This window comes from Jeotgalicoccus saudimassiliensis (assembly GCF_000756715.1).
In the GTDB taxonomy this organism is placed as follows: Bacteria; Bacillota; Bacilli; order Staphylococcales; family Salinicoccaceae; genus Jeotgalicoccus; species Jeotgalicoccus saudimassiliensis.
Map to the genome: position 1 here is coordinate 1,797,852 of NZ_CCSE01000001.1, position 26,381 is coordinate 1,824,232.

The following is a 26,381-nucleotide window of genomic DNA, read 5'->3' on the forward strand; positions in this document are numbered from 1 at the left end:
CGTGGCGTTTGGAAGTTCTATGAATGCTGCTCATAGGACTCCGCGGTGTTTAGAAGTTCTATGAACACACTTCATAGGAACCCGCAGCGACCAGAAGTTCTATGAACACACTTCATAGGAATCCCACAGCGACCAGAAGTTCTATGAACACGGCTCATAGAGCGCCCAAACCATAAAAGCGCATCAAAAAAACCGAAACCCGCGGGTTTCGGTCCTAATATATTTATCAATCTTATTTCTGGTATTTAAGTCTGCTGAATGCATCGTGCTGGTGGATGCTTTCTTCGTTGCGGCATTCAAGTTCGAATCCTTTTACCCAGTCGAGTTCGACTAAGTCGTATGCGACAAGACGGATAAGGTCTTCGACGAAGCGCGGGTTTTCGTATGCGCGTTCTGTAACCATTTTTTCGTCTGTGCGTTTAAGAATAGGATAGAGCTGGCTTGACGCGTTGATTTCCAGCACTTCGTATAAGTCTTCTTTATAAGTTTCAGGGAGTTCAACGCTGTCATCGATATCGATTAACACTTTAACGTTGCCCCTCTGGTTGTGTGCACTGTATTCACTGATCTCTTTTGAGCATGGGCAGAGTGTTGTCACCTGTGCCGTCATGCCGAATTGTTTGCGTGTGAATTTTTCGCCGTCGAATTCTGCCGAGTAGACTACGTCTGCATTTGCAATCGCATCCAGACCTGTACCTGGTGATGGCTTATTAAAGAACCATTTACCGTCGACAGTAAGTTCTGCTGAATTCTGTTTCATACGGTCGCGGAGTCTTGTAAGCAGCTCTTTGATCGTGTCAAAGTTAAGTGGAACGCCGTTGCTGTTTACCGTTTCCAGTGATTCGATTAAGCGGCTCATGTTGATGCCTTTTTCGTCTTTTTCAAGACTTGTAGCCAGTTCGAAGTTTCCGACTGACTGGAAGTCACCGATAACTACAGGGTACGTTAAGTTGTTTATGCCGACAGAGTCAACTTCAAAAAGGAAGTCTTTACGTGAGTTTTGTAAATCTGCCATATCTTCTTTATTTTTTGGTTTAGTACCTTCAACAGGATCAACAGAACCAAAATGTTTAAAACGACCTTCTCTTGTCGTTAAGTCAAATTCTTCCATTTATAATGCTCCTTAATCAATTTCGTATGAATAAAAATTCTCGTATCTCATCCAGCGGTTGCGTGCATCGTCTCCCTGCTGTGTATCTGAAGCAAGGTCTTCGAGCAATTTGCCCGTCTGTGAGCGGTGAGCTGCCATGACGTCCAGTTTCCGTTCTGTATAGCCTTCAATATCGATGACGATATCAGGGTCGCCAAGGTCATCAAAAGTACGGTTATCAAATGCAACAAGCTGAAGTGCCGGGCGTTTATCGGCCGGTATTTCCTCCAGTGCTTCTATAACAGCATCGGCAGTCGCCTCGTGGTCGGGATGGACTGAATAGCCGGGATAGAATGTAATAATCCGTGTCGGGGCAAGTTCCTGAATCATATCGGTAATAACGCCTCTCAGTTTACCATGTTCTTCGAATTCGAGCGTCTTATCGCGGAATCCGAGCAGGCGGAGATCGTCAACGCCCATTATACGCGCTGACTCTTCGACTTCGGCTTTACGGATAGAGTGGAGTGATTCGCGCGTTGCAAACGGCGGATAGCCGAGGTTGCGCCCCATATCGCCGAAAGTCAGACATGCATAAGTGACAGGCACTCCCGCATCTCTGTATTTCATTATTGTTCCGCTCACACCGAATGCTTCGTCATCGGGATGAGGGAAAACAACAAGTACGTGATTTTCCTGTGAAAAATCCATGTGATTTCCTCCTACTTAAAGAATGGTTTCGTTGAAATTTCAAGTGCTGAGGCAAGTTTACCTTCACCGTTAAAGCCGTGCATGATAAACTCCCCGTTCTCGCCTTCAATGTAATGCGTTAAACCGAGAACATATACCCAGCCGCCGTTGTCGAGTTTTAAGCCGACGCGGTGTTCTTTGGAACGGTTGCCGCCGCGAATCGTCGCCTGAATGAATTCCACCTGAATGTTACGGAGGAATGTACCCGCGTTAAAGACGTTACCGTCCAAGTGACTCGCGTACATACCGCTGGTAATTTCAACGTGTAAGTAGACGGGTGTATTTTCGTAAGCTGTTAAGATTTCCTGGACATCCTGTTTTACAATTTTCTTCATTTCCATGAATAGAAAACTCCTATAATCATAATATCGGTTACACATTAAAAGAGATAGCAAGCTATCTCTTAGTTTAATACTTTATCTACAACTTCGATTTTTTCTACTGAATTGTAAGCACCGTGTCTGACAACGCCGACATGCTCGTTCATCTGCCAGCCGTTTTTAATTGCGCTTGTTACGAATGCTTTCGCCTGCTGAACTGCTTCAAGCGGCTCTTTGCCGTTTGCCAGGTTTGCTGCGATTGATGCTGCGAAAGTACAGCCTGCACCGTGGTTAAATGCAGTATCGAATTTTTTCGATTCGAGCAGATGAAGTTCGCTGCCGTCGTAAAATACGTCGATTGCCGAATCACCTTCGATGCCTGTGCCGCCTTTAACGACAACGTAGTTCGCACCTTTAGCGTGAATTAATTTCGCCGCTTCCTTGATTTCATCGAGCGTGCGCGGTGTTTTAACACCCGCAAGGTGACCCGCTTCCACAAGGTTCGGTGTAACGACCGTGGCATTCGGAATCAGGTTCTCGATCATTGATTCCACAAGGCCGGGGTTAAGAACTTCATCGTCACCTTTACAGACCATTACCGGGTCGACGACGAAATGCTTGGCATTTGAATTTAAAAATGCGTCCTTCGAAAGTTCTACAACTTCTTCTGAAGGCAGCATTCCCGTTTTAATTACATCGGGATTTAAAGATAATGCTGTTTCCAGCTGGTTTTTAACATCTTCTATTGGGATTGGGCTCACACGGTGAGACCATGTTGATGGTTCCATTGATACTACAGTTGTTAACACACTGTAGCCGTAAGTTTCATGTTCCTGGAATGCTTTTAAATCTGCTGCGATTCCAGCGCCGCCGCTGACGTCGGTACCGGCTATTGTTAACGTTTTTGCAAGTGCCATTGTATTGCCCCCTAATTCTACTGATAGATATTGTCATTTTACTATAATTAGCCGTGTAATTCTAGAGCATTGCTTATAACGATGATATAATGAATCTTTAGTATGGAGGAGCGTGGAAAATGGCTGATTTAACATGGGAGGAAATCTTCCGCAGTATTACTAATAATCACGATTTTACGACGATGAGACAGACGCTGAATGAACGTTACAGAACGGGGGAAGTATATCCGCCGGAAGAAGAAGTGTACACGGCATTTGAGCTGACACCGTTTAACGGTATTAAAGCAGTGGTGCTCGGTCAGGATCCGTACCACGGAAAAGGCCAGTCGCACGGTCTTGCGTTCTCGGTCAATGAAGGGATTAAAATACCGCCGTCACTCCGCAACATTTATAAAGAGCTGGAAAGCGACCTCGGCATCGTCCGGACATCCGGTAATCTGTCGGACTGGGCACGTGAAGGTGTACTCCTGTTAAACACAGTGCTGACAGTAGACGCAGGTGATGCGAATTCGCACCGCGGACTCGGCTGGGAGAAGTTTACGGATGATATTATCCGCACGATTTCAAAAGAACACGAGCATGTGGTTTTTATCTTGTGGGGGAATCCTGCACAAAAGAAAATTAAATTAATCGATACAGATAAACATAAAATTATTACGTCGGTGCACCCGAGTCCTTTATCTTCCTACAGAGGCTTCTTCGGGTCGAAACCGTTCAGCCAGACAAATGACTACCTGGAGTCAGTCGGGCGCGGAGCAATAGATTGGAGCGAACAGAATGAATAAGCGTATTGCAGCGGAATTGAAAAAGGAACTGAGTTTTATAGAAGCGGGCGTCGATGTGGAAAAGCATGCCTATGCGATGGAACGGCTCCTCGGCCTTCTGACGGACGCAGACGATAAACACCCGGAACCCGGAGTGAAATTAGAAGATAATGTGACAATATACCGTACGCCTATTGCAAAAACTGCGGCAGACGAGGATGATGACGGTAACGGCAAAGATATTTTTGATTTTTAATGGAGGTCATCTCACCTAATGATATTATTCATCATAGTTGGTTCAGTGTTTTTCATTCTTTCTTTTGTGTTCGGCATTCATAGAAAAAATCTGAGGGAAAATCATATAAAACCGTGGAATAAAGCGTTGAAATATATGAGGTATACTTCACTGGCACTAATTCTTGCAGGGCTTTTGTATGTGCCCGAAGTGCAAATATTAAAGTTCGGCGGATGGTTGTTTATTTTCAGTCTGATACTGTATTCAAGTTCGCTGTATCTTATTTTTATTAAAAACAGAGAGTAAAGAGGGGTAAATTAATCACATGAAATTATTTATTATATTAGGTGCAGTCAATGCATTTATCGCCGTCGCGTGCGGTGCATTCGGTGCGCACGCACTGGAAGGAAAACTGAGCGATCATTATTTGGACGTATGGGAAACTGCAGTTAAATACCAGTTCTACCATGCACTTGGTCTGATTGCGATCGGCATTTTAATCCAGGTAACAGGCGCGCAGTTCCTCGTTGCAGCAGGATGGTTCATGACAGCAGGAATCGTGTTCTTTACAGGCTCACTGATGGTGCTTGCATTCACGGGGATTTCTATTCTTGGTGCAGTCACACCTATAGGCGGCGTCATGTTCCTGATCAGCTGGACGCTGGTTATTATCGGAATCGTAAAACTTTAGTATTTATACGGGGGAGCCGGGACAATATGTCCCGGCTTTTTTGTATGGAGTGAAGTCTGTGATTGGAAGTTCTATGAAGGGGTTTCATAGGAATCCGTGGCGTTTGGAAGTTCTATGAAGGGGTTTCAAAGGAATCCGTGGCGTTTGGAAGTTCTATGAAGGGGTTTCAAAGGAATCCGTGGCGTTTGGAAGTTCTATGAACGTTCTTCATAGGAATCCGTGGCGTTTAGAAGTTCTATGAACGTTCTTCATAGGAATCCGCAGGGTTTGGAAGTTCTATGAAGGGGTTTCATAGGAATCCGTGGCGATTGGAAGTTCTATGAAGGGGTTTCATAGGAATCCGTGGCGATTGGAAGTTCTATGAAGGGGTTTCATAGGAATCCGTGGCGTTTGGAAGTTCTATGAAGGGGTTTCATAGGAATCCGTGGCGATTGGAAGTTCTATGAAGGGGTTTCATAGGAATCCGTGGCGTTTGGAAGTTCTATGAAGGGGTTTCAAAGGAATCCAGAGAGTTTGGAAGTTCTATGAACGTTCTTCATAGGAATCCAGAGAGTTTAGAAGTTCTATGAAGGCTCTTCATAGAACTCCGAATATCTTTATCGCCATAAATACCTACAGTACTAAAATATTTCAAACAAAATGTTTACAAATTACGCTATTGGTTATATAGTTATATACATAGATATATAACTGGATGACCTAAACGCACAAAACATAAATAGGGCATGCATTAAAGAAAGGAGGACGCGCTGTGTCGAAGCTGCTGAATGAGAAGAAGCCGATTTTTGTACAGATCAGAGACTGGCTGGCTGATCAGATTATTGATGAAACACTTGTTGAACACGATAAAGTGCCGTCGACGAATGAAATTGTCACATATTTTAAAGTGAATCATATAACTGTATCGAAAGGTGTAACAGAACTTGTGGAAGAAGGCGTACTATACAAAAAACGGGGTGTTGGAATGTTTGTTGAAGAGGGGGCGCGCAAAAAACTGCTGGCATCGAGACGTGAAGGGTTTGTAGAGGAATACCTGAAGCCGATGCTTGAAGAGGCGAAGAAACTGGATTTAACAGAAAGTGATATACAAAAAATGATCGATGTAAACAGGGGGGACAAAGAATGACGTTAAAAATAAATAACGTAAGTTTAAATATTAAAAAAGAGACGATTCTGAGGGATATCAGTCTGGAACTTGAAGCGGGGAAAATTTACGGGCTCCTCGGGAGGAATGGTGCGGGGAAAACTTCACTGCTGTCGCTCATTGCATCTTACAGAAAAGCGACGGATGGCAGTATCACACTGGACGGCAAGAAAGTATATGAGCAGGACGATGTGATGCAGCATATTAACTTCCTGTACAACCCGAAGGAAACGAGTACGGAAAACGATAAGATTACGGAATACATCGAATCGGGTTCGCTGTTCCGCAGTGACTTTGACGAGGCGTACGCGTATCGACTCCTAGACACATTCGACATCGATACGGATAAATCATACAGCGCACTGTCACAGGGGCAGCAGGCGGCAGTGAATGCAACGCTCGGTCTCGCATCGTTATCGAAAGTAACTATTTTTGATGAAGTGACGAACGGCATGGATGCACCGACACGAGAATTATTCTACGGCGAGGTACTTGAAGCGGCGAACCGCGCGGAACGTATTATCATTCTCTCGACGCATATTATTTCGGAAATGGAGCACTTATTCGATGACATTATTATGATTCATAACGGACAGGTGCTGCTTCATGAACCGACTTTTGAACTGCTTGAGAAGGGCTACACGATCGCCGGTAAAGCGGAAAAAGTCAGAACGTTTACAGAAAACAAAAATGTAATTAACGTCAAATTCCTCGGTGCGCTGCAGATCGATACGGTGCTCGGCACCATTACACAGGAAGAGATGGAAACCGCTGAAGATAATCATCTGGACATTTCGCCGCTGAAACTGCAGGAAATGTTTATCAGCCTGACGGATAAAAAGAAAGATGGGAAGTGATATTATGACAACTAAACTAAAAGACATGACGAAGATTTTCACGGGTATTTTTCCGGTCTGGTCGCTGTGGTACCTCGGAATTCTGTTAATTATATATATCATCTCGAATATCTTTGCAAGTGACGGTATTACATCGTTCTTCGGTTTTGGCATGACTGCAAACCGCACATATCTGTTTGTGCTCGGGATTCTGTCGGTGCTGATGTTTACGGAATGGGCGGTAAATATGGGAGTCTCGAGAAAGACTTTCTATAAATCCTTAATGATTACAGGGCTGATTACTGCGGTGTTCATCACGGCAGTTACTGGGATTATCACGTTCGGACTTTCGTTTACACCGTTTGCAGGCGAATATATGACGCCGGAAGACATGAAATATTTAAGCGGGTTTGAGTACGGCGTTTTCCATTTCATCAGCGGTCTGATGTTCTGGGCGCTCGGTATACTCATTGCAGCGGCTTTTTACAGAGGGTTCTGGGCTGGAATGCTGTCGATTTTTTCCGGACTCCTCGCACTGGTATTTCTGATTTTCAATGAACAGCTGCTGAACTACTTCAGCGTGCTCGGAAACATGTCAGTGCTTGTCGGGTATGCACTGCTGATTGCTTTAATACTCCTGTACAGCTGGATCGGTTTCAGAGTGATAAAAAATATACCGGTAAAATTCGGATAACAGTAAGGGGCCTCACCGGGTGTGAGGTTCTTTTTTATTGTGAAAAAGCAATTTTCAACAAATTCATACAGAAGAGGCGTATAGTTATATACAGAGACTTTTCTGAAAGGAAGGATAACTATAAAGCATATAAATATTACAGCTAAACGATTAACGTTATATCTTTTCGGTTTGTTTTTTCTTTCTGCGGGCGTAAGTTTATCGATACAGGCGAACCTCGGGGTTTCACCGGTGTCCTCACTGCCTTACGCACTGACTTTGACGACTGGTATTTCTATCGGCATGATGACGATAGCTGCCAACATTATGTTTATCGTTATTCAAATATTTTTAAGTAAACGATTTAATTTCAGAGAATCCGTCGTACAGATTTTAATTGCATTTCTCTTTGGATTTATGATGGATTTTACACTATACCTTATACAGATGATGCCGGCGCCGGAATCATTGTTAATGCGCTTTGTATTTGTAGGGCTCAGCTTATTTGTAGTGTCTTTTGGACTGCTCGGCTATTTCAGCGCGAAATTCCCGCTGATGCCCTATGACGAACTGACGCACGTCATCAGCGAGAAGTTCAGGATGCAGTTCGGTAAAGCAAAGGTGGCGAGCGATCTGACGAACGTTATTGCAGCAGCGGTTATCTGTCTGATCTTTATTAATTCACCCGGCTCAATCGGTATCGGTACACTGCTTGCCGCGTATTTTGTCGGGAAGATTGTCGGCTGGATGATGAAGAAATATCAGCAACATTTAATCGAATGGACCGGACAGCGTAATGCCATTGCTGAAGAAGTTATAGAAACTGCAGCTCCGGAAAAAGAAACGGTCTTCGAAGACGAATTTCCGAAACCCGGGGAAAATCCGACAACACTATAACAGACGTAAAGAATCTCCAGAGAGGGAGGTTCTTTTTTTGTAATCGAATCGTTAAACAGGATATTACTTCCATTATGATAAAATATTTTATAACATATTACGCAATGCAGAAAATTAAAAGGGAAAGGAAACTTACAATGAACCGCATGCCGTTCTTTGATAACGCGCGATTGATTCTTATTTTTCTCGTAGTATTTGGTCATATGATTCAGCCGTTTGCGTCTGACTCGCAGCTAATCAACTCGATTTATGCTTTTATTTATATTTTCCATATGCCGATGTTTATCATGCTGGCAGGATTTTTCGCGAAAGGTATCGGTGAACCGAAGTACATTTTAAATCTTGCAAAAAAACTGCTGCTGCCGTATTTGATGTTCCAGGGTCTGTACACCGTGCTGTACTTTCTCCTCGGACGCGAAAGCTGGTATAACGGCATACTGCATCCGCAATGGGCAATGTGGTTTTTAGTCAGTCTCTTCAGCTGGCATATTCTGCTCGTATTGTTTAAACGCATTCCGGCAATGGTGAGTGTTCCGGCGGCGATATTTCTCGGCATTGCTGTCGGCTACGTCGACCTGTCGTCATTCGGCCTCAGCCTGTCTCGGACGTTCGCATTTTTCCCGTTCTTTTTAGCGGGCTACTTTATGACGAAAGAGCATGTCACGCTGATAAAAACCAAAGGCTTAAGTATTGCGGGAATTATTTTTATGATTGCGCTGTTTACGTTTATTTATCTCTTTATCAACGTGGATGTGACGCTCGATACAGACTGGCTGTCAGGGGCTGTTGCATACAGACGTCTTGAAGCGGAAATCAGCGGCGGGCTGATGCGCCTCATTATTTATATTCTGGCGGCGCTGCTGATTATCAGCATGATTGCTTTAATACCGTCCGGTGATTACGGCTGGCTGACGAAAATCGGTGAGAAAACATTATACGTTTATCTGCTGCACGGATTTATTATTCAGCCGTTCAGGGAGTTTGATATTTTATGGTACAACAAATGGTATGAAACATTCTGGCTCATACTGCTGTCGGCACTTGTTGTGATTGTGCTGTCGAGCAGACCTGTGGTCGCACTGACAAGGCCGTTAGTTGAATTGAAGTGGAAACAGTAGAGTGGTAAAAAGATGGGGCTGGGACATAAGTCTAGTCTCTAAATCAAAAAGCGCACTTGCTTTCCAGGGGCGTCGCGTGAGCCTGTAGTCTCACGCGACGCTACTCCCCTAGGAGTCAAGTGCGCTTTTTTATATGGAAATATACGATATATCTACAAAAAAATAAGACCCTCATATACAATGTAGTTACCACAACACACAAAGGAAAGAGGAATCTTATGTATAAAAATTATAACATGAACCAAATCACACTGCCACTCGAAACAGAAATCCTGATCCCAGATAGCGATATATCAAAAGCGGTGCATACGCTGGTCGAAAGCATGCCGGAAGATGTGTTTGATGGCTTTAGACCCTCCCAGGGCGCGTCGTCCTATCATCCCAAAATGATGCTGAAAATCTTACTCTGTGCCTACAGCCAGTCTGCATTTTCCGGTCGTAAAATCGAAGCATTACTGCAGGACAGTATCCGAATGATGTGGCTGGCCCAAAATCAAACTCCATCGTATCGAACGATTAACCGATTCCGCGCGCATCCGAAGATGGCTGCGCTGCTTCAATCTGCATTCATCCAGTTTAGAACTCAGCTGGAATCCAATGGCTTAATTGAGTCGGATGCGATTTTTATAGACGGTACAAAAATTGAAGCGAATGCCAATAAGTATACGTTTGTCTTTAGAAAGAATATCGACCGGCACGAAGCTGCGTTGCTGGAAAAATCCAAAGCAAAATATGAAGCCCTGGTTGAATCAGAAGTGATTCCGGAAATGATTCGGGAATCGGAGGGGCCATTAACGGCATCAGAATTGGCGCATATCCATACGCAACTGATAGAAAGCGAAACCGGTTTAACTGAACAGATTAACGGTACGGAAGATATGCCAACCCGTAAAGCCATTCGGTCGGAACGCTCAGAGATTCGCAAATCCAAGAAAGCGATGAAGGATTACTTGGACCGACGGCTCAACTACCAGAGACAACGCTCACTGATGGGCGATCGCAACAGTTATTCCAAAACCGATACGGATGCGACATTCATGAGAATGAAAGATGATCACATGCAGAACGGTCAGTTGAAATCCGGATATAACTTACAGATTGCGACCAACAATCAGTTTGTACTGGGATACGATATTTATTGGAATCCCACCGATACCCGCACGCTCGATCCATTTCTTCATACGATGCAGCACACGTTCCAACACCTGCCGGAATATATTGTCGCCGATGGAGGGTATGGCAGTGAATTCAATTATGAGTGCGTGGCCGACAAATATGAACGTGAGGCATTGATTCCCTACAATACGTACTATAAAGAACAAAAGAAACGGTATAAAACAGATGCGATACATCCGAATCATTGGGAATATAACGAAATCGATGATTACTATGTCTGTCCGAACAATCGCCGACTACCTTTGAAACGTCATACCACTCGAACGGACACATATGGTTATCAGCGAGTATTTAAAATATATGAATGCGAGGACTGTCGGGATTGTCCGTTGATGGCGTTGTGTAAAACATCTGCACCGGACCAGCGGAACGGATTCAAAAAAATATGAACCTGGAGTATTTCAAAGCCCAGGTGACGCAGACGCTTTCAAGCCCAGAAGGTCGACGTCGATACGCCCAACGCAAAATCGATGTCGAAACGACTTTTGGGAATTTGAAGGCGAATTTAGGGTTCACTCGGATGTCTGTACGAGGGAAAGATCCGGTGCGTAACGAGCTGGGCATCGCTTTAATGGCGGTGAACCTGAGAAAACTCGTCCGGCAACCTGTACTTTCTATACTCAAACAATCACAAAACGGCTTGGACATCTTAAAATCAAGATGTCCAAGCCGTTTCTCTTATTGATTCAGGGCTTTTGTCCCAGCCCCTTTTCTGTATAAAAAAGCAACCCTCAACAAATGAAACAAAAAGAGGCGTATAGTTATATACAGAGACTTTTTTGAAAGGAAGGATAACTATAGCCCACATAAACATTACTGCTAAGCGTTTAATCTTATACTTTTTCGGTTTGTTTTTTCTTTCTCTCGGTGTCAGTTTTTCTATTCAGGCAAATCTGGGTGTATCGCCCGTATCCTCATTAGCTTATGCATTTACACTTTCCACAGGAATATCTATCGGCCTGATGACGATAGCCGCGAATGTCCTGTTTATTATTATTCAAATCATTTTAAGTAAAAAATTTAATTTAAGAGAAGCAATATTTCAGCTGATTATTACTTTTCTTTTTGGTTTTATGATGAATTTTACATTGTTCCTCGTACAAATATTGCCGGCACCTGAAACATGGATTATGCGCAGTGCATTTTTAGTAATCAGTTTATTTGTTGTTTCAACAGGACTGCTCGGTTATTTCAGCACAAAATTCCCGTTGATGCCATATGATGAATTAACACACGTAATCAGTGAAAAGTTCAATATGCAGTTCAGCAAAGCTAAAATTACGAGTGACTTGCTGAACGTTGCTGCAGCAGGTCTCATCTGTATTATCTTTATTCAGTCACTCGGTTCAATAGGTATAGGCACATTAATTGCGGCGTATTTTATCGGAAAAATTACCGGTTGGATGATGAAGGAATATCAGCATCATTTAATAGACTGGTCGGGACAGCGTAAAGCAATCGCAGAAGAAGTAATAGAAACTGCAGAGCCTGGAAACGATACGGGATTCGAAGAAGAATTGCCAGAGCCTTTTGAAAATCCAACAGCCCCATAGCAGACAGAAGGAATCTCATTTGAGATTCTTTTTTTTATGCAAACAGGCTTTTACTTTCATTCTGATAAAATGTTTAATAACATATTACGAAATACAGAAAATAAAAAGTGAAAGGAAGCTTATCATGAGCCGTATGCCGTTTTTTGATAACGCCAGATTAATATTAATTTTTCTCGTTGTATTTGGTCATATGATTCAGCCGTTTGCGTCTGATTCACAGCTGATCAACTCGATTTATGCATTTATATATATTCCATATGCCAATGTTTATAATGCTGGCAGGCTTTTTTCGCCAAAGGCATCGGTGAACCGTACCATAAGTGAGGGTAAAACTGAAAGGGACCTCAATGTGTCCCTTAGCTCTTTTTCCGTTGGATTCACTTTATTTAAGGGCGACAAATCAATGTTGCTATCAGGAGCATAGCTCGCCATCTTTAGGAGAAGGCTTTTTGACTTTTTTTACTGCTTCTGGAGTAAAGTCAAAGTATAACTTAATATTAGTAACCTCTCGTCCTTTCTGTCTTCCATGGCTCCTTTTTTCAGCCGAAGGCGTAATCTCAATCTGTTCCACAATCATACGTAAAAGTTCCTTCTTTTCCTCGCCACTTACTTTGTCCAGTATCTCATCGATATTTTTAATAAGATGGTGAAACGCCATTAAATCAATTGGTTTTGTATTGATGCTGGTAAGCTCTTCCTCAACTTCCTCCAGCTGTTTCTGGTTAGATATTTTCTCACTTTGCTGCTCTTTCAATCTTTCTGCAAATGAGGAAACTAAATCAGGGTCCTTCATTAGCTTATCAGTAATATTCGCAATATAGGTCTCATTTTGTTTTATTCTTGATTCAATATATTCCTTTTGTTTAATTAACGGTTCAATGGCGTGTTCTCTTTCCTGGTTCAGCTTTGCGACCAATTGTTTGATGAAACTAGAGTCTGTTACAATACGTTTAATTTCATCTAGTACTTGTGCCTCAGCAATATCTGCATTGATACTATTCGATGAACATACAGATGACCCTTTGTTATGGAAGGTGCCACATACATAATAACGATATGTTTTAGTTCTCCCTTTGGACTTTGCAGATACCATTCCAGCACCACATTGTGGACAACGTATAAGTCTAGATAGAAAGTAAGGTTTGGAGGACTGTACAGCTTTATATGAGCGTCCTTGTCTTTTTAGTTGTATACTATCCCATAATTCTTTATCTATAATGGGCTCGTGTATTCCATCAACTATAATAGTCTCCTTGTTTTTCCCTTTTCTTCTTTTTTCAGCCCAATTTTCATGTTGATTGAATCGGAGTTTTCCAATATACATGGGGTTGTCTAATATCCTCTTTACTGTTGCAATGGAGAACTCATTTCCCTTTTTCGTTTTATATCCTTTACGATTAATGATTCCAGTTATCTTTTTGTATCCATGCCCCTTGTCGGCAAGTTGGAATATCTCTTTTACAATGATAGCTTCATTAGGATTTACAAAAAGTTGCTTGTCCTTGGAATCATAGCCTATACATTGACCGCCATTCCATTTCCCTTCCTTGGGCCTTTGTGTCATGCCCATCTTCACACGACCAACTATTTGCTCTCTTTCCATTTCTGCCAATGAGCTTAATACGGTATAAAACATTCGTCCATGAGGAGTGATTGTATCAATGCTTTCGGATAAACTGATGAGTTGTACTCCATGATTATTTAATGTTTCAGCAATTTCCAGTGAATCTCTTGTTTTTCTAGCAAGACGGTCTAGCTTATAAATGATGACAGTATCAAATTTCTTTTGAGCAGCATCTTTAAGCAATTTCGTCATTTGTGGTCTTCCAGAAATACTTTTTCCACCTTGCATTGGTAGGCTGACAATATTGTTTTCTTTTACCATGTTATCTCCTCCATTCTCCGTTTATTTCTATTTCTGCTGGACGTAAAAAGGAACTCGATTTCCCAATTCATTATTGCAGTTGTAGTAAGCATACTTAGCAATAATATTCTCCAGCTCCTCTAGGCTTGTAATTTTAACTTTCATACCAAGACACCAGAGACCATTGATATGTGCTGGGTGCACCTTATTTGCTACAAGGAACCCAGTCCAATAACCTTCCTTTCTAATAGCAGCTTTTACAGTATTTTTGTGTTGACGTAACATGTTCTCACCTTCTTTCAATTCATCAATAAAATAACCCCTCATAAAAAGGGGGTGGCCACCAAACGTTTGAAATAACAATTTATACATACATAACTAGAGGTTGGATTTTTTGTTATTTTTAAATCCTAAAGAGTGATTTTTGTAAGAGTAACCTGTTTCAATGGGGTACTCTACTGGGATGAAATATAGATGTGGATTTTACTGGATTCATAGTTTCCCATTTACATGTTCCAAAATTAGATATAAAATAATAGTAAATAAAATTCATATTTGGAGTGTGAAGTATGATATACGGTTATGCTCGTGTATCCAACAAAGACCAAAATTTAGCTAGGCAAATCGAGGCATTAAAAAATGAAGGATGCGAAAATATTTTTAAAGAGATGGTAAGCGGTGCAAATTTAAATAGACCAGCTCTACAAAATTTATTAGAAGAACTTAATGCTGGTGATATTGTAATCGTTCATAGTTTAGACCGTATTAGCCGCTCGACAGTAGACTTACTTAATTTAGTAGAAATGATGAAGAAAAAAGGAGTTTTTATGAAGTCACTTCAAGATGCTTGGTTTGATATGACAGATGATAATCCTTTTTCAGATTTTCTTTTAACAATTATGTCTGGACTATCTGAATATGAAAGAAAAATGATTAAGAGTAGGCAGCGTGAAGGAATAATTCAAGCTAAAAAAGAGGGGAAATATAAAGGAAGGATAAGAAAATATACGGAAAATCATGTTGGAATGAACCATGCTATTGAACTGTACCATTCTGGTGCGAAAACTGTGAAAGAAATATGTGATATCACAAAAGTAAGTAAAAGTGCATTATATCGTGAGTTAAAAAGGCGTGAAGGGGATATTCTAGTTAAGTCATAAAAATGGATTGATGGGAAGAGGAGGGAAATCTAATGCAAATAATAGATAATATCCATCAGAAATTAAATGACGACTTAAAAAACACAATAAAAAAGGATAGTAAAGTTTCTATTGCTGCTGCTTATTTTTCAATTTACGCTTACCAAGAATTGAAAAAACAACTGGAACAAGTAGATGAACTAAGGTTCTTATTCACTTCGCCTTCATTTACTTCTGATAAGACAAAAAAGGAAAAACGTGAATTTTATATTCCTCGTCTAAATAGAGAAAAGAGTCTATATGGTACGGAGTTCGAGGTGAAATTAAGAAATGAGCTAACACAAAAAGCTATAGCAAAGGAATGCGTAGACTGGATAAAGAAAAAAGCTCAATTTAAGTCAAATGTTACCCAGGAACACATCTCTGGTTTTATGAATGTTAATAGTTCAGACGATTACACTTATGCTCCATTAAATGGCTTCACAACAATTGATTTAGGTGTAGAGAAAGGGAATCATATGCACGGTTTGGTTAATCGTGTTGAAGGGGAAAATGCATTATATTATAAGCGTACTTTCGACCAAATCTGGAATGATAAGGAAAAACTACAAGACGTCACAGATGAAGTTATAGATAACATCACAACAGTCTATAAAGAAAACGCACCTGAATTTATTTATTTCCTGACATTATATAATATCTTCAATGAATTCTTGGATGATCTATCTGAAGATGTGTTACCAGATGAAGCAACAGGTTTTAAAGAATCGGCTATTTGGAATAAGTTATATGATTTTCAAAAAGAGGCATGTTTGGCGATGATAAATAAATTAGAAAAATATAATGGATGCATTTTAGCCGATAGTGTAGGGCTGGGTAAGACATTTACTGCTTTAAGCGTAATTAAGTATTACGAAAATCGAAATAAGACTGTTTTGGTTCTCTGTCCCAAAAAGCTATCAGATAATTGGAATACATATAAACAAAACCTTTTAAACAATCCAATTGCAGATGACCGTTTAAGATATGATGTACTATACCATACTGATTTATCTAGAGATAAGGGATACTCCAATGGAATTCCTTTGGATAGAATCAATTGGGGTAATTATGACTTAGTGGTTATTGATGAATCACATAACTTCCGCAACGGAGGACAAGTATATGGTGAAAATGATGAGAAGGAAAATCGTTATTTAAAATTATTAAATCGTGTTATTCGTCAGGGAGTGAAAACGAAAGTATTAATGTTATCTGCAACCCCAGTAAACAATCGATTTACAGATTTAAAAAACCAATTGGCACTAGCATATGAGGGGGAAGAGGATAAACTTAATCGAAAACTCAATACTAAAACGACAATCGATACTATTTTCAGACGAGCCCAAGCTGTTTTTAATACTTGGAGTGAATCACCAGCTGAGAAACGGACAACAGACCAATTACTTAGAATGCTGGATTTTGATTTCTTCGAATTGCTTGATAGTGTGACTATTGCACGTTCTAGAAAGCATATCGAACAATACTATGATAAGGTTGAGGTTGGCACTTTTCCAGAAAGGAGAACACCTATATCCATTAGATGTAACCTTTCAAACATAGAAAATCTCATGGATTATAACACTATATATGAACATTTATCAATGTTGAATTTAGGGATTTATAAGCCTACAGAGTATATATTACCTAGTAAAATATCCAAGTATGAAGAGATATACGGGACAGATATGGCACATACTAGGTTTAAACAATCTGACAGAGAACAAGGTATCTTAGTATTGATGAGAACAAACTTACTAAAACGCCTTGAAAGCTCGGTATATTCTTTCCGTTTAACGATGGAACGCATGTTAACTAATATTAACAACACGATACAGACAATTAATGATTATCGTGAAGGAAAGAGTGTAGAGATTAATAATATCAATAGAGATGATTTCGATATAGATGACCAGAATACTGACTTTTTCAGCGTGGGTTCTAAGGTAAAAATCATTCTAAATGATATGGATTACCAATCCTGGCTTGATGATTTAAATGATGATAAAGAAATTTTGATTAAATTAATTGATGAAATGAAACGTGTTAGTCCACAAAATGATGAGAAGCTCTTCCAATTAATAAAAACGATTGAACACAAGATAAATAATCCTATTAATGAGCAGAATAAAAAAGTCATTATTTTTTCAGCTTTTTCAGATACAGTTGAGTATCTGTATAAACATGTAAGTACATATTTTAGAGATAAATATGGTTTGAATTCAGCCATGGTAACTGGTGGGGATGGAGGAGCGAATACCGTAAAAGGGTTGTCTAATGACTTAAACACCATATTGACTTGTTTCTCGCCTAAATCAAAAGATAAAGAGCTGATTCTTCCAAATCAAACAGAAGGTATTGATATATTAATTGCTACCGATGTCATATCAGAAGGGCAAAACCTTCAAGACTGTGATTATCTTATTAATTATGACATACATTGGAATCCTGTGCGAATCATTCAACGGTTTGGACGTATAGACCGTATTGGAAGTACGAATAAAGAGATTCAGTTAGTGAATTTTTGGCCAGACATGGATTTAGATGACTACATTAACTTAAAAGCACGTGTAGAAACAAGAATGAAAATTACGGTTATGACATCAACAGGTGATGATAATCCAATTGATGATGAAAGTGGTGACTTAGAATATAGGAAGCAGCAGTTGGAACGGCTACAGAAGGAAGTTGTTGATATTGAAGAAATGACAAGCGGTGTTTCTATAATGGACCTTGGCTTAAATGAATTCCGCATGGATTTGCTGGGCTATATTAAAGAAAAACCAAGCTTAGAAGAAGCTCCAATGGGAATGCATGCAATTGTACCTAGTTCTGATGAGCACCCCCCTGGTGTCGTATATATCCTAAAAAATATTAACAATGATATTAATGCAAAAAGCCAGAATCGCCTCTATCCCTTTTATTTAGTTTATATATCAGAAGAGGGAGAAGTGATACACAACCATTTAGACCCTAAAACAATCCTTGATTTACTGAGATTAAAATCAAGAGGATTTACTGAGCCAATTATGAATCTTTGTCGGAGCTTTAATGAAGAAACCAGTGATGGTCGAAATATGGAGAAATACTCAGACCTTCTCCAAGATACAATTAGTTCCATTATAAACGTAAATGAAGAAAGTGATATCGATAGTCTCTTTAAGGCTGGAGGTACAACAGCACTTAGAACACATGTTAAGGGATTAGATGATTTTGAACTAGTCTCATTTATGGTGGTGAGGTAATGTTTGATTTCCCTAAAAGTACTTTATTTGACCGTAGAATACCAAAGACGAAATTCTATGAGCATTTACAAGTTAACAATAAGCTCGAACAAATGTTTATCAAAGAGATTGATAAAATAATATGGAAATATAAATTGTCACCAGATACCTTGAATATTGATTCTGGTAATTATATTAGTGAGATAGAGTTACTGGAGGTTCATTTAAGGCAGGAAAAGGTGAGTCATAATATTATTGAACAAATTGATAGAGAAATACCATATCATATTGTATTCATTATAAATTATGCAAATAAATATCAACTCTGGGTCAGCTACAAAGAGCAACATAAAAATAGAGAAGGGAAATTCAAAGTAGACACCTACTTTAAAACGGATTGGATTAAACAAGAAAATCTTGAGCTGAAAATAGAAGGACTTAATTTGGACCAGGTATATGAATCTTTCATTCAGCAAATTGGTCAAGACCAAATAATAGTTGATAAAGATGAAGGGCTTAAAAGGGCTGTTGAGCAATCAAAGGAAAGAGATAAGCTAAAAAGGAAAATCCATTTAATGGAAAAAAAGATTGCTAAAGAAAAACAATTTAAAAAGCAAGTTTCCATGATGAGTGAATTAAGGCAGCTCAAAGCCCAATTAGATGGTGAGCAGCCATAGAAAGGATTGAAGTTAATTGGATAGAATGAAAATGGAATCAGCAAATATAAGAGAGCGAAATATTGATAAAATTGCAGAATTGTTTCCTAATGTTATTACTGAAGCCAAAGATGAGGATGGCAATATAAAAAAAGGAATAGATTTTGACCTATTGAAGAAGGAACTTGCAGAAAATCTAGCAGATGAACAAGAGCGTTATGCATTTAATTGGGTAGGTAAAAAAGAAGCTATTGCAAAAACATATGAACCAATTACAAAAATTTTAAGGCCTGTTAAAGACAAAAGCAAAAACTGGGAGAATACTGAAAATATATTTATTGAGGGAAACAATATTGATACGTTAAAGATTTTACAAGAATCCTATTTAAATGCCGTACAAATGATATACATTGACCCTCCTTATAATTCTGGTGAGGACTTTATTTATAAAGATGACTATAGTATGGATACCGATGATTACAACGCACAGATAGGGATGTTTGATGAAGAAGAGAACAAACTGTTTAAAAATACAGAATCGAATGGGCGATTTCACTCAGACTGGTGTAATTCAATGTATCCAAGTCTAAAGCTTTCACAAAACCTGTTAAAAGATGACGGTATAATTTTTATTAGTATTGATGATAACGAATTATATAACCTAAAGAAAATGTGTGATGAAATATTTGGTGAGAGCAATTTTATAGCAAACATTGTACGCAATACTAACAGTTCTAAAAATCAGAGCCTGTTTGTTTCTGTTAGTCATGAGTATTGCTTAGTTTATGCTAAAAATATAGAAACCTTAAAATTAAAACATAGGGATAATAAATGGTCGGTACCAAAAAACAATGTTGATGAATACATGAAAAGGGTTAGTCAACTTGAAAAGGAAGGTCTTTCAACAGAGGAAATAACAGCGGAGTTAAAAAGCTTAACCAGGTATCCGAGGTTTATCGACTTTACCAATTATTGGTATTTTGACGACAGAGGTCTTTATCGTAAAGATAATATAGGTGGCGTTAGAAACGGGAATTTAAATCCAGTTTATAATCCATTAACAAAACAAAATGACCCTGTACCACCAGGTGGTTATAGGTATAAGGAAGAAACTTTAAAACAATTGATAGATGAGGATAGAATTCATTTTCATACGGATGGAAGCTTACCTACTGTAAAAAGATACTTACATGAAAATATGGAACAAAGACCTAAGTCGATTATGTCAGATGACCAACGTCCAGATTATTCTATGATGAAAGCATTTAACACTCCCTTTGATAATCCAAAGCAATTATCTTTTATTAAACGGATTTTAAGTTTAGCGGATAAAGATGCAATTATAATGGACTTTTTTGCGGGTTCTTCCACAACCGCACACGGTGTTATGAAATTAAACAAAGAAGATGGTGGTCAAAGGAAATATATTATGGTTCAACTTGATGAAGAGGTTAATCCAAAAAGTGAAGCATATAAGAAGGGTTATAAGACTATTACAGATATATCCATTGAAAGAATTCGTAAGGCTGGCGAAGCAATAGTTGATGACGTTAATAAAAGTCAAGGAGAGAAGTTGCAAGTGCCTGATGTAGGCTACAGATATTTTAGATTAGATGATTCGAATATGAAAGATATTTATTACTCGGCTAACGAATACTCTCAGGATATGATTGCATCTTTAGAATCTAATATAAAAGAAGACCGTTCCGATTTAGATTTACTTTACGGTGTAATGATTGATTGGGGCTTACCACTGTCATTGAATCATGAAACAGAAGAGATGGATAATGCCACTGTCCATATTGTCGATTGTGGGTCTCTAGTGGCTTGTTTTGAAGATAGCATTACAGACGATGTCGTAAAAGGTATTGCACAGAAGAAACCATTAAGAGCAGTCTTTAGAGACAGTAGCTTTAGAAATAGCCCAGATAAAATCAATGTAACTGAAATCTTTAAACTTTATGCACCTAGTACAACAGTAAAAGTGATTTAGGAGGTTTATTATGAAGCTACAATTTAAACATCAAAAGTTCCAGGCGGATGCAGCAGCTGCTGTCTGTAAAGTGTTTAATGGACAACCTAAGTTAACCCCAACTTACATTGTTGATAAAGGTGTACTTCAAGACAGGCAGTTGACAATGGATGATAATGAAACGTTAACAGGTTATAACAATAAAAAAATATTACTTTCTGATAACCAAGTCCTAGAAAATTTACAAAAAGTCCAGCGAGAAAATCAGCTGGAACCGTCAAAACACTTAGAGGGCAAGTTCAATCTAACTGTTGAAATGGAGACAGGAGTTGGGAAAACGTACACTTATATTAAAACAATGTTTGAGTTGAACAAATTATATGGTTGGAGTAAATTTATCGTCGTTGTACCATCAGTAGCAATCCGTGAAGGTATTTATAAGTCGTTTCAGGTAACACAAGAACATTTTAGTTTAGATTATAATAAGAAGGCACGCTTCTTCATTTATAACTCAAAAGATTTAACAAAGGTTGAACAATTTGCTAGCGATAGTGGAATCAATGTAATGATAATAAACTCTCAGGCATTTAATGCAAGAGGTAAAGATGCAAGGCGAATATACATGGAACTGGATGACTTTCAATCAAGAAGGCCGATTGATGTTATTGCAGCCACCAACCCTATTATGATTATAGATGAACCACAATCTGTAGAGGGAAAAGCTACAAAGGAAAAGTTAAAAGAATTTAATCCATTAATGACTTTGCGATATTCAGCAACACATAAAAAAGATTCAATTTACAATATGATTTATCGTTTGGATGCCCTAGAAGCTTATAATAAGCGCTTAGTTAAGAGAATTGCTGTCAAAGGTATCTCGGTATCTGGAACCACTGGAACGGATAGCTATTTATATTTAGAGAGAATCAACTTATCAGGTGATAAGCCACCAACCGCTTCTTTAGGCTTTGAAAAAAAAGGTAAAAACAAAGTGCGACGTATTACACGTCATGTTCGTGAAGGAGATAACCTGTTTGATTTGTCTGATGGTCTTGAACAATATAAAGGATTCACTATTGCTCGTATTAGCGGTCTTGACAACAGTGTAGAGTTTACGAATGGCATAATAATATACGCTGGAGAAGTAGTTGGTGAAGTCAATGAAGAGCACCTAAGACGCATTCAAATAAGAGAAACAATCCAGTCTCATTTAGAAAAAGAACGCGATTTATTTTATAAAGGTATCAAAGTATTATCGCTATTCTTTATTGATGAGGTTGCAAAATATAAACAATATGATGAAGCTGGGCAAGAGATGAATGGCATTTATGGTGATATTTTTGAAGAGGAATATGAATCAATTCTAAATGAATGGCAAATCCAATTTGGGGAAGATGATTATCTCAATTATGTTAATAAAATAGATGCATCAAAAACGCATAAAGGCTATTTTTCAATCGATAAAAAATCTAACCAATTTAAAGAAAGCAAAATTAATAATCGTAAGGAAAGTACTTCCGATGATGAAGATGCATATGACCTCATTATGAAGGATAAAGAACGTTTATTAGATATGAAAGAACCAGTTCGTTTTATTTTCTCACATTCAGCATTACGTGAAGGTTGGGATAATCCCAATGTTTTTCAAATATGTACATTAAAGCAAAGTAGCTCGGATGTTCGTAAAAGACAAGAAGTAGGGCGTGGATTAAGACTTAGCGTGAATAATGTAGGGGAAAGAATGGATGCTACCATACTTGGTGAAGATGTACATACGGTTAATACCTTAACAGTTGTTGCAAATGAAAGCTATGAGGATTTTACGAAAAGCTTACAATCAGAAATTGCAGCAGTTGTTGCAGATAGACCAAGAGAGGTAACATATGATCTATTTGAAAATAAAGTGATTAAAGATGAAAATGGATTAAATGAACAAGTCGTTGACCGAAAACTAGCCATGAAAATCACCAATGGTTTAATAAGGAATGATTACTTAAATGATAGCAATGAATTAACAGAGACCTATTATAGCGATGTAAAGAATGGTGAACTAAAAGTTGCTGAAGAACTTGCACCTTATACTTATGAAATTGTAGGGATTCTTGATTCAATTTATGACCCTAATGCCATGAAACCTGAAAATGCTAGAGATAACAACGTTGAAGCGAAAGTGGATGAAACCAAGCTCCAAATGGAAGAATTTAAAGCACTTTGGAACAAAATTAATCATAAGTCAGCTTATGTTGTTAATTTTGACACAGATGAACTAATTAGTAAGTCCATTAATGAATTGGACCGTAAGTTAAGAGTATCAAAGATTTACTTTAAAATTGATGCAGGTGAAATGGAGTCCATTAAATCAAAAGAATCATTAGAAGCGGGAGAAGATTTTAAAAAGACTTCCTCTGATGATAAGGAAGTGGATTCTATGGTAAATGCAAATGTGAAATATGATTTAATTGGGCAGATTGTGGAACAAACTGAACTCACTAGACACAACGTTAGTCAAATCCTAAGAGGAATTGCAAAAACAACATTTGACCAATTTAAGATGAATCCAGAAGAATTCATTATAAAATGTTCAAATTTAATTAATGAGCAAAAAGCGACGGTTATTATTGAACACATTTCTTATAATAAACTAGATGAGTCATATACAACTGATATTTTCACAGAGCCAACGTTAAAGGGTAAGCTCGAAGTAAATGCAATGAAAACTAACAAGCATTTGTATGACCATTTAATTTATGATTCAACAAATGAACGTAAATTTGCAGAAAGCCTTGATTCAAAAGAGAACGTTGCAGTGTATATTAAACTGCCTAATGGCTTCTATATAAATACACCAGTTGGAAAATACAACCCTGACTGGGCAATCGCTTTTGAAGAAGGAACGGTTAAACATATTTATTTTGTGGCTGAAACAAAAGGAAGTATGTCATCCATGGACATTCGAAAGGTCGAGAAGCTAAAGGAACATTGTGCTAAAGAACATTTTAAGAAAATAAGCGATAATACTGTTAAGTACGATATTATTTCAAACTTTGACGAACTTTTGAACTTTGTGAATTCGAATTAATATTAAAGGTAGCCAGAAAGACTAGGCTACCTTACTTCTTGTGTTTTACCCTATCCAACGTTACGGTGAACCGAAATACATTTTAAATCTCGCAAAAAAACTGCTGCTGCCTTATTTAATATTTCAGGGGCTGTACACAGTCTTATATTTTCTGCTCGGGCGTGAAGAATGGTACAAAGGCATCCTGCATCCGCAGTGGGCGATGAGGTTTTTAGTCAGCCTGTTCTGCTGGCACATTCTGCTCGTACTGTTTAAAAGAATACCGGCAGCGGCAAGTATCCTCCTTGCGGTCTTTATCGGCATCGCAGCAGGCTATGTCGACCTGTCTGCATACGGCCTCAGCCTTTCCAGAACATTAGTATTCTTTCCGTTCTTTTTAGCGGGTTACTTTATGACGAAAGAGAATGTTCAGCTGATAAAAACCAAGGCCTTAAGTATCGCAGGCATTATTTTTATGACAGCGCTGTTTGCATTTATTTATCTCTTTATCAATGTGGATGTAACGCTCGATACGGACTGGCTGTCCGGGGCAGTCGCTTATCAGCGTCTGGAAGCGGAAATGAGCGGCGGTTTGATGCGTCTCATTATATATATTCTGGCGGCACTCTTAATTATCAGTATGATTGCGTTGATACCGTCGGGAGATTTCGGCTGGCTGACAAAAATCGGCGAGAAGACCTTATATGTTTATCTGCTGCACGGTTTTATCATTCAGCCATTCAGGGAGTTTGAAATACTGTGGTATAACCATTGGTATGAAACGTTCTGGTTCGTGCTGCTGTCGGCACTGGGGGTCATAGTGCTGTCGAGCAGACCGGCAGTGGCGCTCACGCGGCCGCTTGTTGAATTGAAATGGAAAAAATAATGGTGGGAAAATCGGTGCGGGAGCCTGAATGGCTCCTGCACTTTTTAATTTTATGTATTTTTCTGTCATGAACGGGTAATAGATATTAATAAGATATTTTATATAATTAAATAACGGTAATGGGGGATTAACATGAACATAAATGTTAGTGAACTGATGCCATTTCTAATTCCGTTAATAATTCTGCAGCTGCTGTTAATGGTTTCCGCGTTAATGATGATTGCCCGGCAGCGGCGTTTTAAATATTTAAACAGAGCGGCGTGGATAATAATCGTAGTTGTTTTTAATATTGTCGGGCCTGTCCTGTATTTCGTGCTGGAACGCAAGTAAATGTAAAACTGATGATGCAGAGATCCGTAAGGGTTTCTGTTTTTACAGTTCCTCAGTTTCAATTTCTTTACGGAGCGCCGAAACTTCTGTGCGCGTCATCGGGGCAAGATGCCCGTGGATATAAGTTTCGTACGGGATTTTGTCGACACTTGTAACGTAATCATAAAATTTGTTCGCGTCATAACCGCCGTCCAGTTCGTAAAAGTCACCCGTGTCGGCATCGCCGGCGAAGAGTACTTTATCTTCTTTAATATACACGACTGCACCGTCATCAGAATGCGGGTTTGCGATTGGAGTGACCTCAACTGTAACGTTGCCGGGATTAATAGTTAAATTGCCGTCGAATTCAACGTCTGCACGAACGACTTTAATTTCTGTAATATCGTCGTATTCAATTTTAATATGCGTGTCGCAGAATTCGCATTCCTCACCGGTTTTAAGACGTTCGTTCATTGCTTCCGGCGTCCATTTCCATTTTGTGAGATCGTTGAGAATTTCATTGGTTTTAGTATGCGTCATCGTTGTGCCTGGGAAAGCGTGCATGCCGAATGTATGGTCCCAGTGCCAGTGGGTGATCAGCGCGATTGCCGGCGCGGGAAGGTTCGCATCTTTAATTGCTTTCAACATCGTGTTCAGATGCGCTTTGGAATTGCCTGTATCGACGAGCAAGCTGAATTTTTCGCCGTGTATGTAACCGAGATTCGGACGGTCGCGTTGACTGTCGAACGGCAGTATGTAAACGTGCGGTGATATTTGGGTGAGCATAATCATCATCCTTTATATAGACAGACAGAAAACCACTTAACATGTGTTAGGTGGTTTTTATCTTGTCTTATTTTCTTTTCTTGCTCTTCGAAGAAGATTTGTCATCTTTGTTAAGAAATTTCTGTACAACTTTATTTATAATAATTGGTGCGATAAAAATTGCCGCACGTCTGAGTAAACGTCCCATAAGTTTACCTCCTAAATGATAGATAGTTATATATAACCATTATCTCACATCGTAAAACCAACTGGTTAGAAAAACGCATGGGAAAGAGCCTTTACCAGTG

General features: G+C 39.1%; 27 protein-coding genes. 20 read left to right on the forward strand and 7 right to left on the reverse strand.

Going from position 1 to position 26,381, the window contains the following annotated elements; all coding sequences use genetic code 11:
- Window positions 1-232: 232 nt before the first annotated feature.
- The 4 genes from folE2 to thiD all read right to left on the reverse strand — a co-directional run bounded on the left by folE2 (window position 233) and on the right by thiD (window position 3,074).
- On the reverse strand, window positions 233-1,111 hold the full coding sequence (folE2, locus tag RZ44_RS08915) for a GTP cyclohydrolase FolE2 (protein WP_035810545.1): 879 nt from the start codon (window positions 1,109-1,111) through the stop codon (window positions 233-235).
- A 12-nt stretch (window positions 1,112-1,123) separates the two neighbouring features.
- Window positions 1,124-1,798, reverse strand: a complete 675-nt coding sequence (gene bshB2, locus RZ44_RS08920; RefSeq protein ID WP_035810548.1) for a bacillithiol biosynthesis deacetylase BshB2 — start codon at window positions 1,796-1,798, stop codon at window positions 1,124-1,126.
- A gap of 11 nt (window positions 1,799-1,809) precedes the next feature.
- The gene (locus RZ44_RS08925) at window positions 1,810-2,172 is read right to left on the reverse strand and encodes a DUF1806 family protein (protein WP_035811698.1); all 363 of its coding nucleotides are present in this window, start codon (window positions 2,170-2,172) and stop codon (window positions 1,810-1,812) included.
- A 68-nt stretch (window positions 2,173-2,240) separates the two neighbouring features.
- Window positions 2,241-3,074, reverse strand: coding sequence for a bifunctional hydroxymethylpyrimidine kinase/phosphomethylpyrimidine kinase (gene thiD / locus RZ44_RS08930; protein ID WP_035810550.1), 834 nt, complete (start codon window positions 3,072-3,074; stop codon window positions 2,241-2,243).
- A gap of 119 nt (window positions 3,075-3,193) precedes the next feature.
- Between thiD and RZ44_RS08935 the strand changes: the two genes are divergently transcribed.
- From RZ44_RS08935 to RZ44_RS11505, 13 genes are all read left to right on the forward strand, one after another.
- On the forward strand, window positions 3,194-3,859 hold the full coding sequence (locus tag RZ44_RS08935) for a uracil-DNA glycosylase (protein ID WP_035810551.1): 666 nt from the start codon (window positions 3,194-3,196) through the stop codon (window positions 3,857-3,859).
- Window positions 3,852-4,094, forward strand: coding sequence for a hypothetical protein (locus tag RZ44_RS08940; protein ID WP_035810553.1), 243 nt, complete (start codon window positions 3,852-3,854; stop codon window positions 4,092-4,094). Before RZ44_RS08935 ends, RZ44_RS08940 begins: the two co-directional genes overlap by 8 nt.
- 18 nt (window positions 4,095-4,112) lie before the next feature.
- Window positions 4,113-4,379 carry a DUF423 domain-containing protein gene (locus RZ44_RS11545; protein ID WP_035810555.1) on the forward strand — a complete coding sequence of 89 codons (267 nt, stop codon included), beginning with the start codon at window positions 4,113-4,115 and terminating at the stop codon, window positions 4,377-4,379.
- A 19-nt stretch (window positions 4,380-4,398) separates the two neighbouring features.
- A complete protein-coding gene (locus RZ44_RS08950) occupies window positions 4,399-4,764 on the forward strand; it encodes a DUF423 domain-containing protein (RefSeq protein ID WP_035810557.1) in 366 nt (121 codons plus the stop codon).
- Between the two features lie 751 nt (window positions 4,765-5,515).
- A complete protein-coding gene (locus RZ44_RS08955; protein WP_035810559.1) occupies window positions 5,516-5,890 on the forward strand; it encodes a GntR family transcriptional regulator in 375 nt (124 codons plus the stop codon).
- Entirely contained in the window at window positions 5,887-6,765 is an 879-nt protein-coding gene (locus RZ44_RS08960) for an ATP-binding cassette domain-containing protein (RefSeq protein WP_035810561.1), read from the forward strand. Before RZ44_RS08955 ends, RZ44_RS08960 begins: the two co-directional genes overlap by 4 nt.
- Window positions 6,766-6,769: 4 nt before the next feature.
- Window positions 6,770-7,438, forward strand: coding sequence for a hypothetical protein (locus tag RZ44_RS08965; protein ID WP_141639011.1), 669 nt, complete (start codon window positions 6,770-6,772; stop codon window positions 7,436-7,438).
- A gap of 120 nt (window positions 7,439-7,558) precedes the next feature.
- Window positions 7,559-8,314 carry a YczE/YyaS/YitT family protein gene (locus RZ44_RS08970; RefSeq protein ID WP_052108936.1) on the forward strand — a complete coding sequence of 252 codons (756 nt, stop codon included), beginning with the start codon at window positions 7,559-7,561 and terminating at the stop codon, window positions 8,312-8,314.
- Window positions 8,315-8,451: 137 nt separating this feature from the next.
- Window positions 8,452-9,432 (forward strand): acyltransferase family protein, encoded by a 981-nt coding sequence (locus RZ44_RS08975; RefSeq protein ID WP_035811702.1) that lies wholly within the window; start codon window positions 8,452-8,454, stop codon window positions 9,430-9,432.
- A gap of 218 nt (window positions 9,433-9,650) precedes the next feature.
- Complete coding sequence (locus RZ44_RS08980) at window positions 9,651-10,997, forward strand: IS1182 family transposase (RefSeq protein WP_035810565.1); 1,347 nt, start codon at window positions 9,651-9,653, stop codon at window positions 10,995-10,997.
- Window positions 10,994-11,293: a transposase gene (locus RZ44_RS11480; protein ID WP_052108937.1), complete on the forward strand. Its 300-nt coding sequence runs from the start codon at window positions 10,994-10,996 to the stop codon at window positions 11,291-11,293. The genes RZ44_RS08980 and RZ44_RS11480 overlap by 4 nt, the downstream gene beginning before the upstream one ends.
- Window positions 11,294-11,405: 112 nt before the next feature.
- Window positions 11,406-12,161 carry a YczE/YyaS/YitT family protein gene (locus RZ44_RS08990; protein WP_231856278.1) on the forward strand — a complete coding sequence of 252 codons (756 nt, stop codon included), beginning with the start codon at window positions 11,406-11,408 and terminating at the stop codon, window positions 12,159-12,161.
- A 124-nt stretch (window positions 12,162-12,285) separates the two neighbouring features.
- Complete coding sequence (locus tag RZ44_RS11505) at window positions 12,286-12,585, forward strand: hypothetical protein (RefSeq protein WP_141639012.1); 300 nt, start codon at window positions 12,286-12,288, stop codon at window positions 12,583-12,585.
- Here the strand turns inward: RZ44_RS11505 and RZ44_RS09000 are convergent.
- Together RZ44_RS09000 and RZ44_RS09005 are read right to left on the reverse strand one after the other, a co-directional pair.
- Window positions 12,574-14,046, reverse strand: a complete 1,473-nt coding sequence (locus tag RZ44_RS09000) for a recombinase family protein (RefSeq protein ID WP_052108939.1) — start codon at window positions 14,044-14,046, stop codon at window positions 12,574-12,576. The genes RZ44_RS11505 and RZ44_RS09000 overlap by 12 nt on opposite strands.
- A gap of 27 nt (window positions 14,047-14,073) precedes the next feature.
- A complete protein-coding gene (locus RZ44_RS09005; protein WP_141639013.1) occupies window positions 14,074-14,310 on the reverse strand; it encodes a hypothetical protein in 237 nt (78 codons plus the stop codon).
- A gap of 284 nt (window positions 14,311-14,594) precedes the next feature.
- Here RZ44_RS09005 and RZ44_RS09010 point away from each other — a divergent pair, with 284 nt between their 5' ends.
- From RZ44_RS09010 to RZ44_RS09040, 7 genes are all read left to right on the forward strand, one after another.
- Window positions 14,595-15,185, forward strand: a complete 591-nt coding sequence (locus tag RZ44_RS09010) for a recombinase family protein (RefSeq protein ID WP_035810571.1) — start codon at window positions 14,595-14,597, stop codon at window positions 15,183-15,185.
- Between the two features lie 32 nt (window positions 15,186-15,217).
- Window positions 15,218-18,448, forward strand: coding sequence for a helicase-related protein (locus tag RZ44_RS09015; protein WP_035810574.1), 3,231 nt, complete (start codon window positions 15,218-15,220; stop codon window positions 18,446-18,448).
- Window positions 18,448-19,104 (forward strand): DUF4391 domain-containing protein, encoded by a 657-nt coding sequence (locus tag RZ44_RS09020; protein WP_035810577.1) that lies wholly within the window; start codon window positions 18,448-18,450, stop codon window positions 19,102-19,104. The genes RZ44_RS09015 and RZ44_RS09020 overlap by 1 nt, the downstream gene beginning before the upstream one ends.
- Before the next feature lie 31 nt (window positions 19,105-19,135).
- Window positions 19,136-21,076 (forward strand): site-specific DNA-methyltransferase, encoded by a 1,941-nt coding sequence (locus RZ44_RS09025; RefSeq protein ID WP_197693007.1) that lies wholly within the window; start codon window positions 19,136-19,138, stop codon window positions 21,074-21,076.
- Between the two features lie 10 nt (window positions 21,077-21,086).
- Window positions 21,087-24,134, forward strand: a complete 3,048-nt coding sequence (locus tag RZ44_RS09030; RefSeq protein ID WP_035810580.1) for a type III restriction-modification system endonuclease — start codon at window positions 21,087-21,089, stop codon at window positions 24,132-24,134.
- Window positions 24,135-24,174: 40 nt separating this feature from the next.
- Window positions 24,175-24,999: an acyltransferase family protein gene (locus RZ44_RS09035; RefSeq protein WP_052108941.1), complete on the forward strand. Its 825-nt coding sequence runs from the start codon at window positions 24,175-24,177 to the stop codon at window positions 24,997-24,999.
- 132 nt (window positions 25,000-25,131) lie between these two features.
- Window positions 25,132-25,329, forward strand: coding sequence for a PLDc N-terminal domain-containing protein (locus RZ44_RS09040; RefSeq protein ID WP_035810581.1), 198 nt, complete (start codon window positions 25,132-25,134; stop codon window positions 25,327-25,329).
- 42 nt (window positions 25,330-25,371) lie between these two features.
- Here RZ44_RS09040 and RZ44_RS09045 read toward each other — a convergent pair whose 3' ends face one another.
- The gene (locus RZ44_RS09045; protein WP_052108943.1) at window positions 25,372-26,094 is read right to left on the reverse strand and encodes an MBL fold metallo-hydrolase; all 723 of its coding nucleotides are present in this window, start codon (window positions 26,092-26,094) and stop codon (window positions 25,372-25,374) included.
- Between the last annotated feature and the right edge of the window lie 287 nt (window positions 26,095-26,381).

What these genes read in the sequence shown, in the direction of transcription:
- RZ44_RS08980 (WP_035810565.1), top strand. Translation starts at nt 9,651, where the DNA reads ATGTATAAAAATTATAACATGAACCAAATCACACTGCCACTCGAAACA.
- RZ44_RS08925 (WP_035811698.1), bottom strand. Translation starts at nt 2,172, where the DNA reads ATGAAGAAAATTGTAAAACAGGATGTCCAGGAAATCTTAACAGCTTAC.
- RZ44_RS08940 (WP_035810553.1), top strand. Translation starts at nt 3,852, where the DNA reads ATGAATAAGCGTATTGCAGCGGAATTGAAAAAGGAACTGAGTTTTATA.
- RZ44_RS08975 (WP_035811702.1), top strand. Translation starts at nt 8,452, where the DNA reads ATGAACCGCATGCCGTTCTTTGATAACGCGCGATTGATTCTTATTTTT.
- RZ44_RS11480 (WP_052108937.1), top strand. Translation starts at nt 10,994, where the DNA reads ATGAACCTGGAGTATTTCAAAGCCCAGGTGACGCAGACGCTTTCAAGC.
- RZ44_RS11545 (WP_035810555.1), top strand. Translation starts at nt 4,113, where the DNA reads ATGATATTATTCATCATAGTTGGTTCAGTGTTTTTCATTCTTTCTTTT.
- RZ44_RS08960 (WP_035810561.1), top strand. Translation starts at nt 5,887, where the DNA reads ATGACGTTAAAAATAAATAACGTAAGTTTAAATATTAAAAAAGAGACG.
- RZ44_RS09005 (WP_141639013.1), bottom strand. Translation starts at nt 14,310, where the DNA reads ATGTTACGTCAACACAAAAATACTGTAAAAGCTGCTATTAGAAAGGAA.
- RZ44_RS09000 (WP_052108939.1), bottom strand. Translation starts at nt 14,046, where the DNA reads ATGGTAAAAGAAAACAATATTGTCAGCCTACCAATGCAAGGTGGAAAA.
- folE2 (WP_035810545.1), bottom strand. Translation starts at nt 1,111, where the DNA reads ATGGAAGAATTTGACTTAACGACAAGAGAAGGTCGTTTTAAACATTTT.
- RZ44_RS09030 (WP_035810580.1), top strand. Translation starts at nt 21,087, where the DNA reads ATGAAGCTACAATTTAAACATCAAAAGTTCCAGGCGGATGCAGCAGCT.
- RZ44_RS09010 (WP_035810571.1), top strand. Translation starts at nt 14,595, where the DNA reads ATGATATACGGTTATGCTCGTGTATCCAACAAAGACCAAAATTTAGCT.
- RZ44_RS09015 (WP_035810574.1), top strand. Translation starts at nt 15,218, where the DNA reads ATGCAAATAATAGATAATATCCATCAGAAATTAAATGACGACTTAAAA.
- RZ44_RS09040 (WP_035810581.1), top strand. Translation starts at nt 25,132, where the DNA reads ATGAACATAAATGTTAGTGAACTGATGCCATTTCTAATTCCGTTAATA.
- RZ44_RS08950 (WP_035810557.1), top strand. Translation starts at nt 4,399, where the DNA reads ATGAAATTATTTATTATATTAGGTGCAGTCAATGCATTTATCGCCGTC.
- RZ44_RS09045 (WP_052108943.1), bottom strand. Translation starts at nt 26,094, where the DNA reads ATGCTCACCCAAATATCACCGCACGTTTACATACTGCCGTTCGACAGT.
- RZ44_RS08965 (WP_141639011.1), top strand. Translation starts at nt 6,770, where the DNA reads ATGACAACTAAACTAAAAGACATGACGAAGATTTTCACGGGTATTTTT.
- RZ44_RS11505 (WP_141639012.1), top strand. Translation starts at nt 12,286, where the DNA reads ATGAGCCGTATGCCGTTTTTTGATAACGCCAGATTAATATTAATTTTT.
- thiD (WP_035810550.1), bottom strand. Translation starts at nt 3,074, where the DNA reads ATGGCACTTGCAAAAACGTTAACAATAGCCGGTACCGACGTCAGCGGC.
- RZ44_RS08935 (WP_035810551.1), top strand. Translation starts at nt 3,194, where the DNA reads ATGGCTGATTTAACATGGGAGGAAATCTTCCGCAGTATTACTAATAAT.
- bshB2 (WP_035810548.1), bottom strand. Translation starts at nt 1,798, where the DNA reads ATGGATTTTTCACAGGAAAATCACGTACTTGTTGTTTTCCCTCATCCC.
- RZ44_RS09020 (WP_035810577.1), top strand. Translation starts at nt 18,448, where the DNA reads ATGTTTGATTTCCCTAAAAGTACTTTATTTGACCGTAGAATACCAAAG.
- RZ44_RS09025 (WP_197693007.1), top strand. Translation starts at nt 19,136, where the DNA reads ATGGAATCAGCAAATATAAGAGAGCGAAATATTGATAAAATTGCAGAA.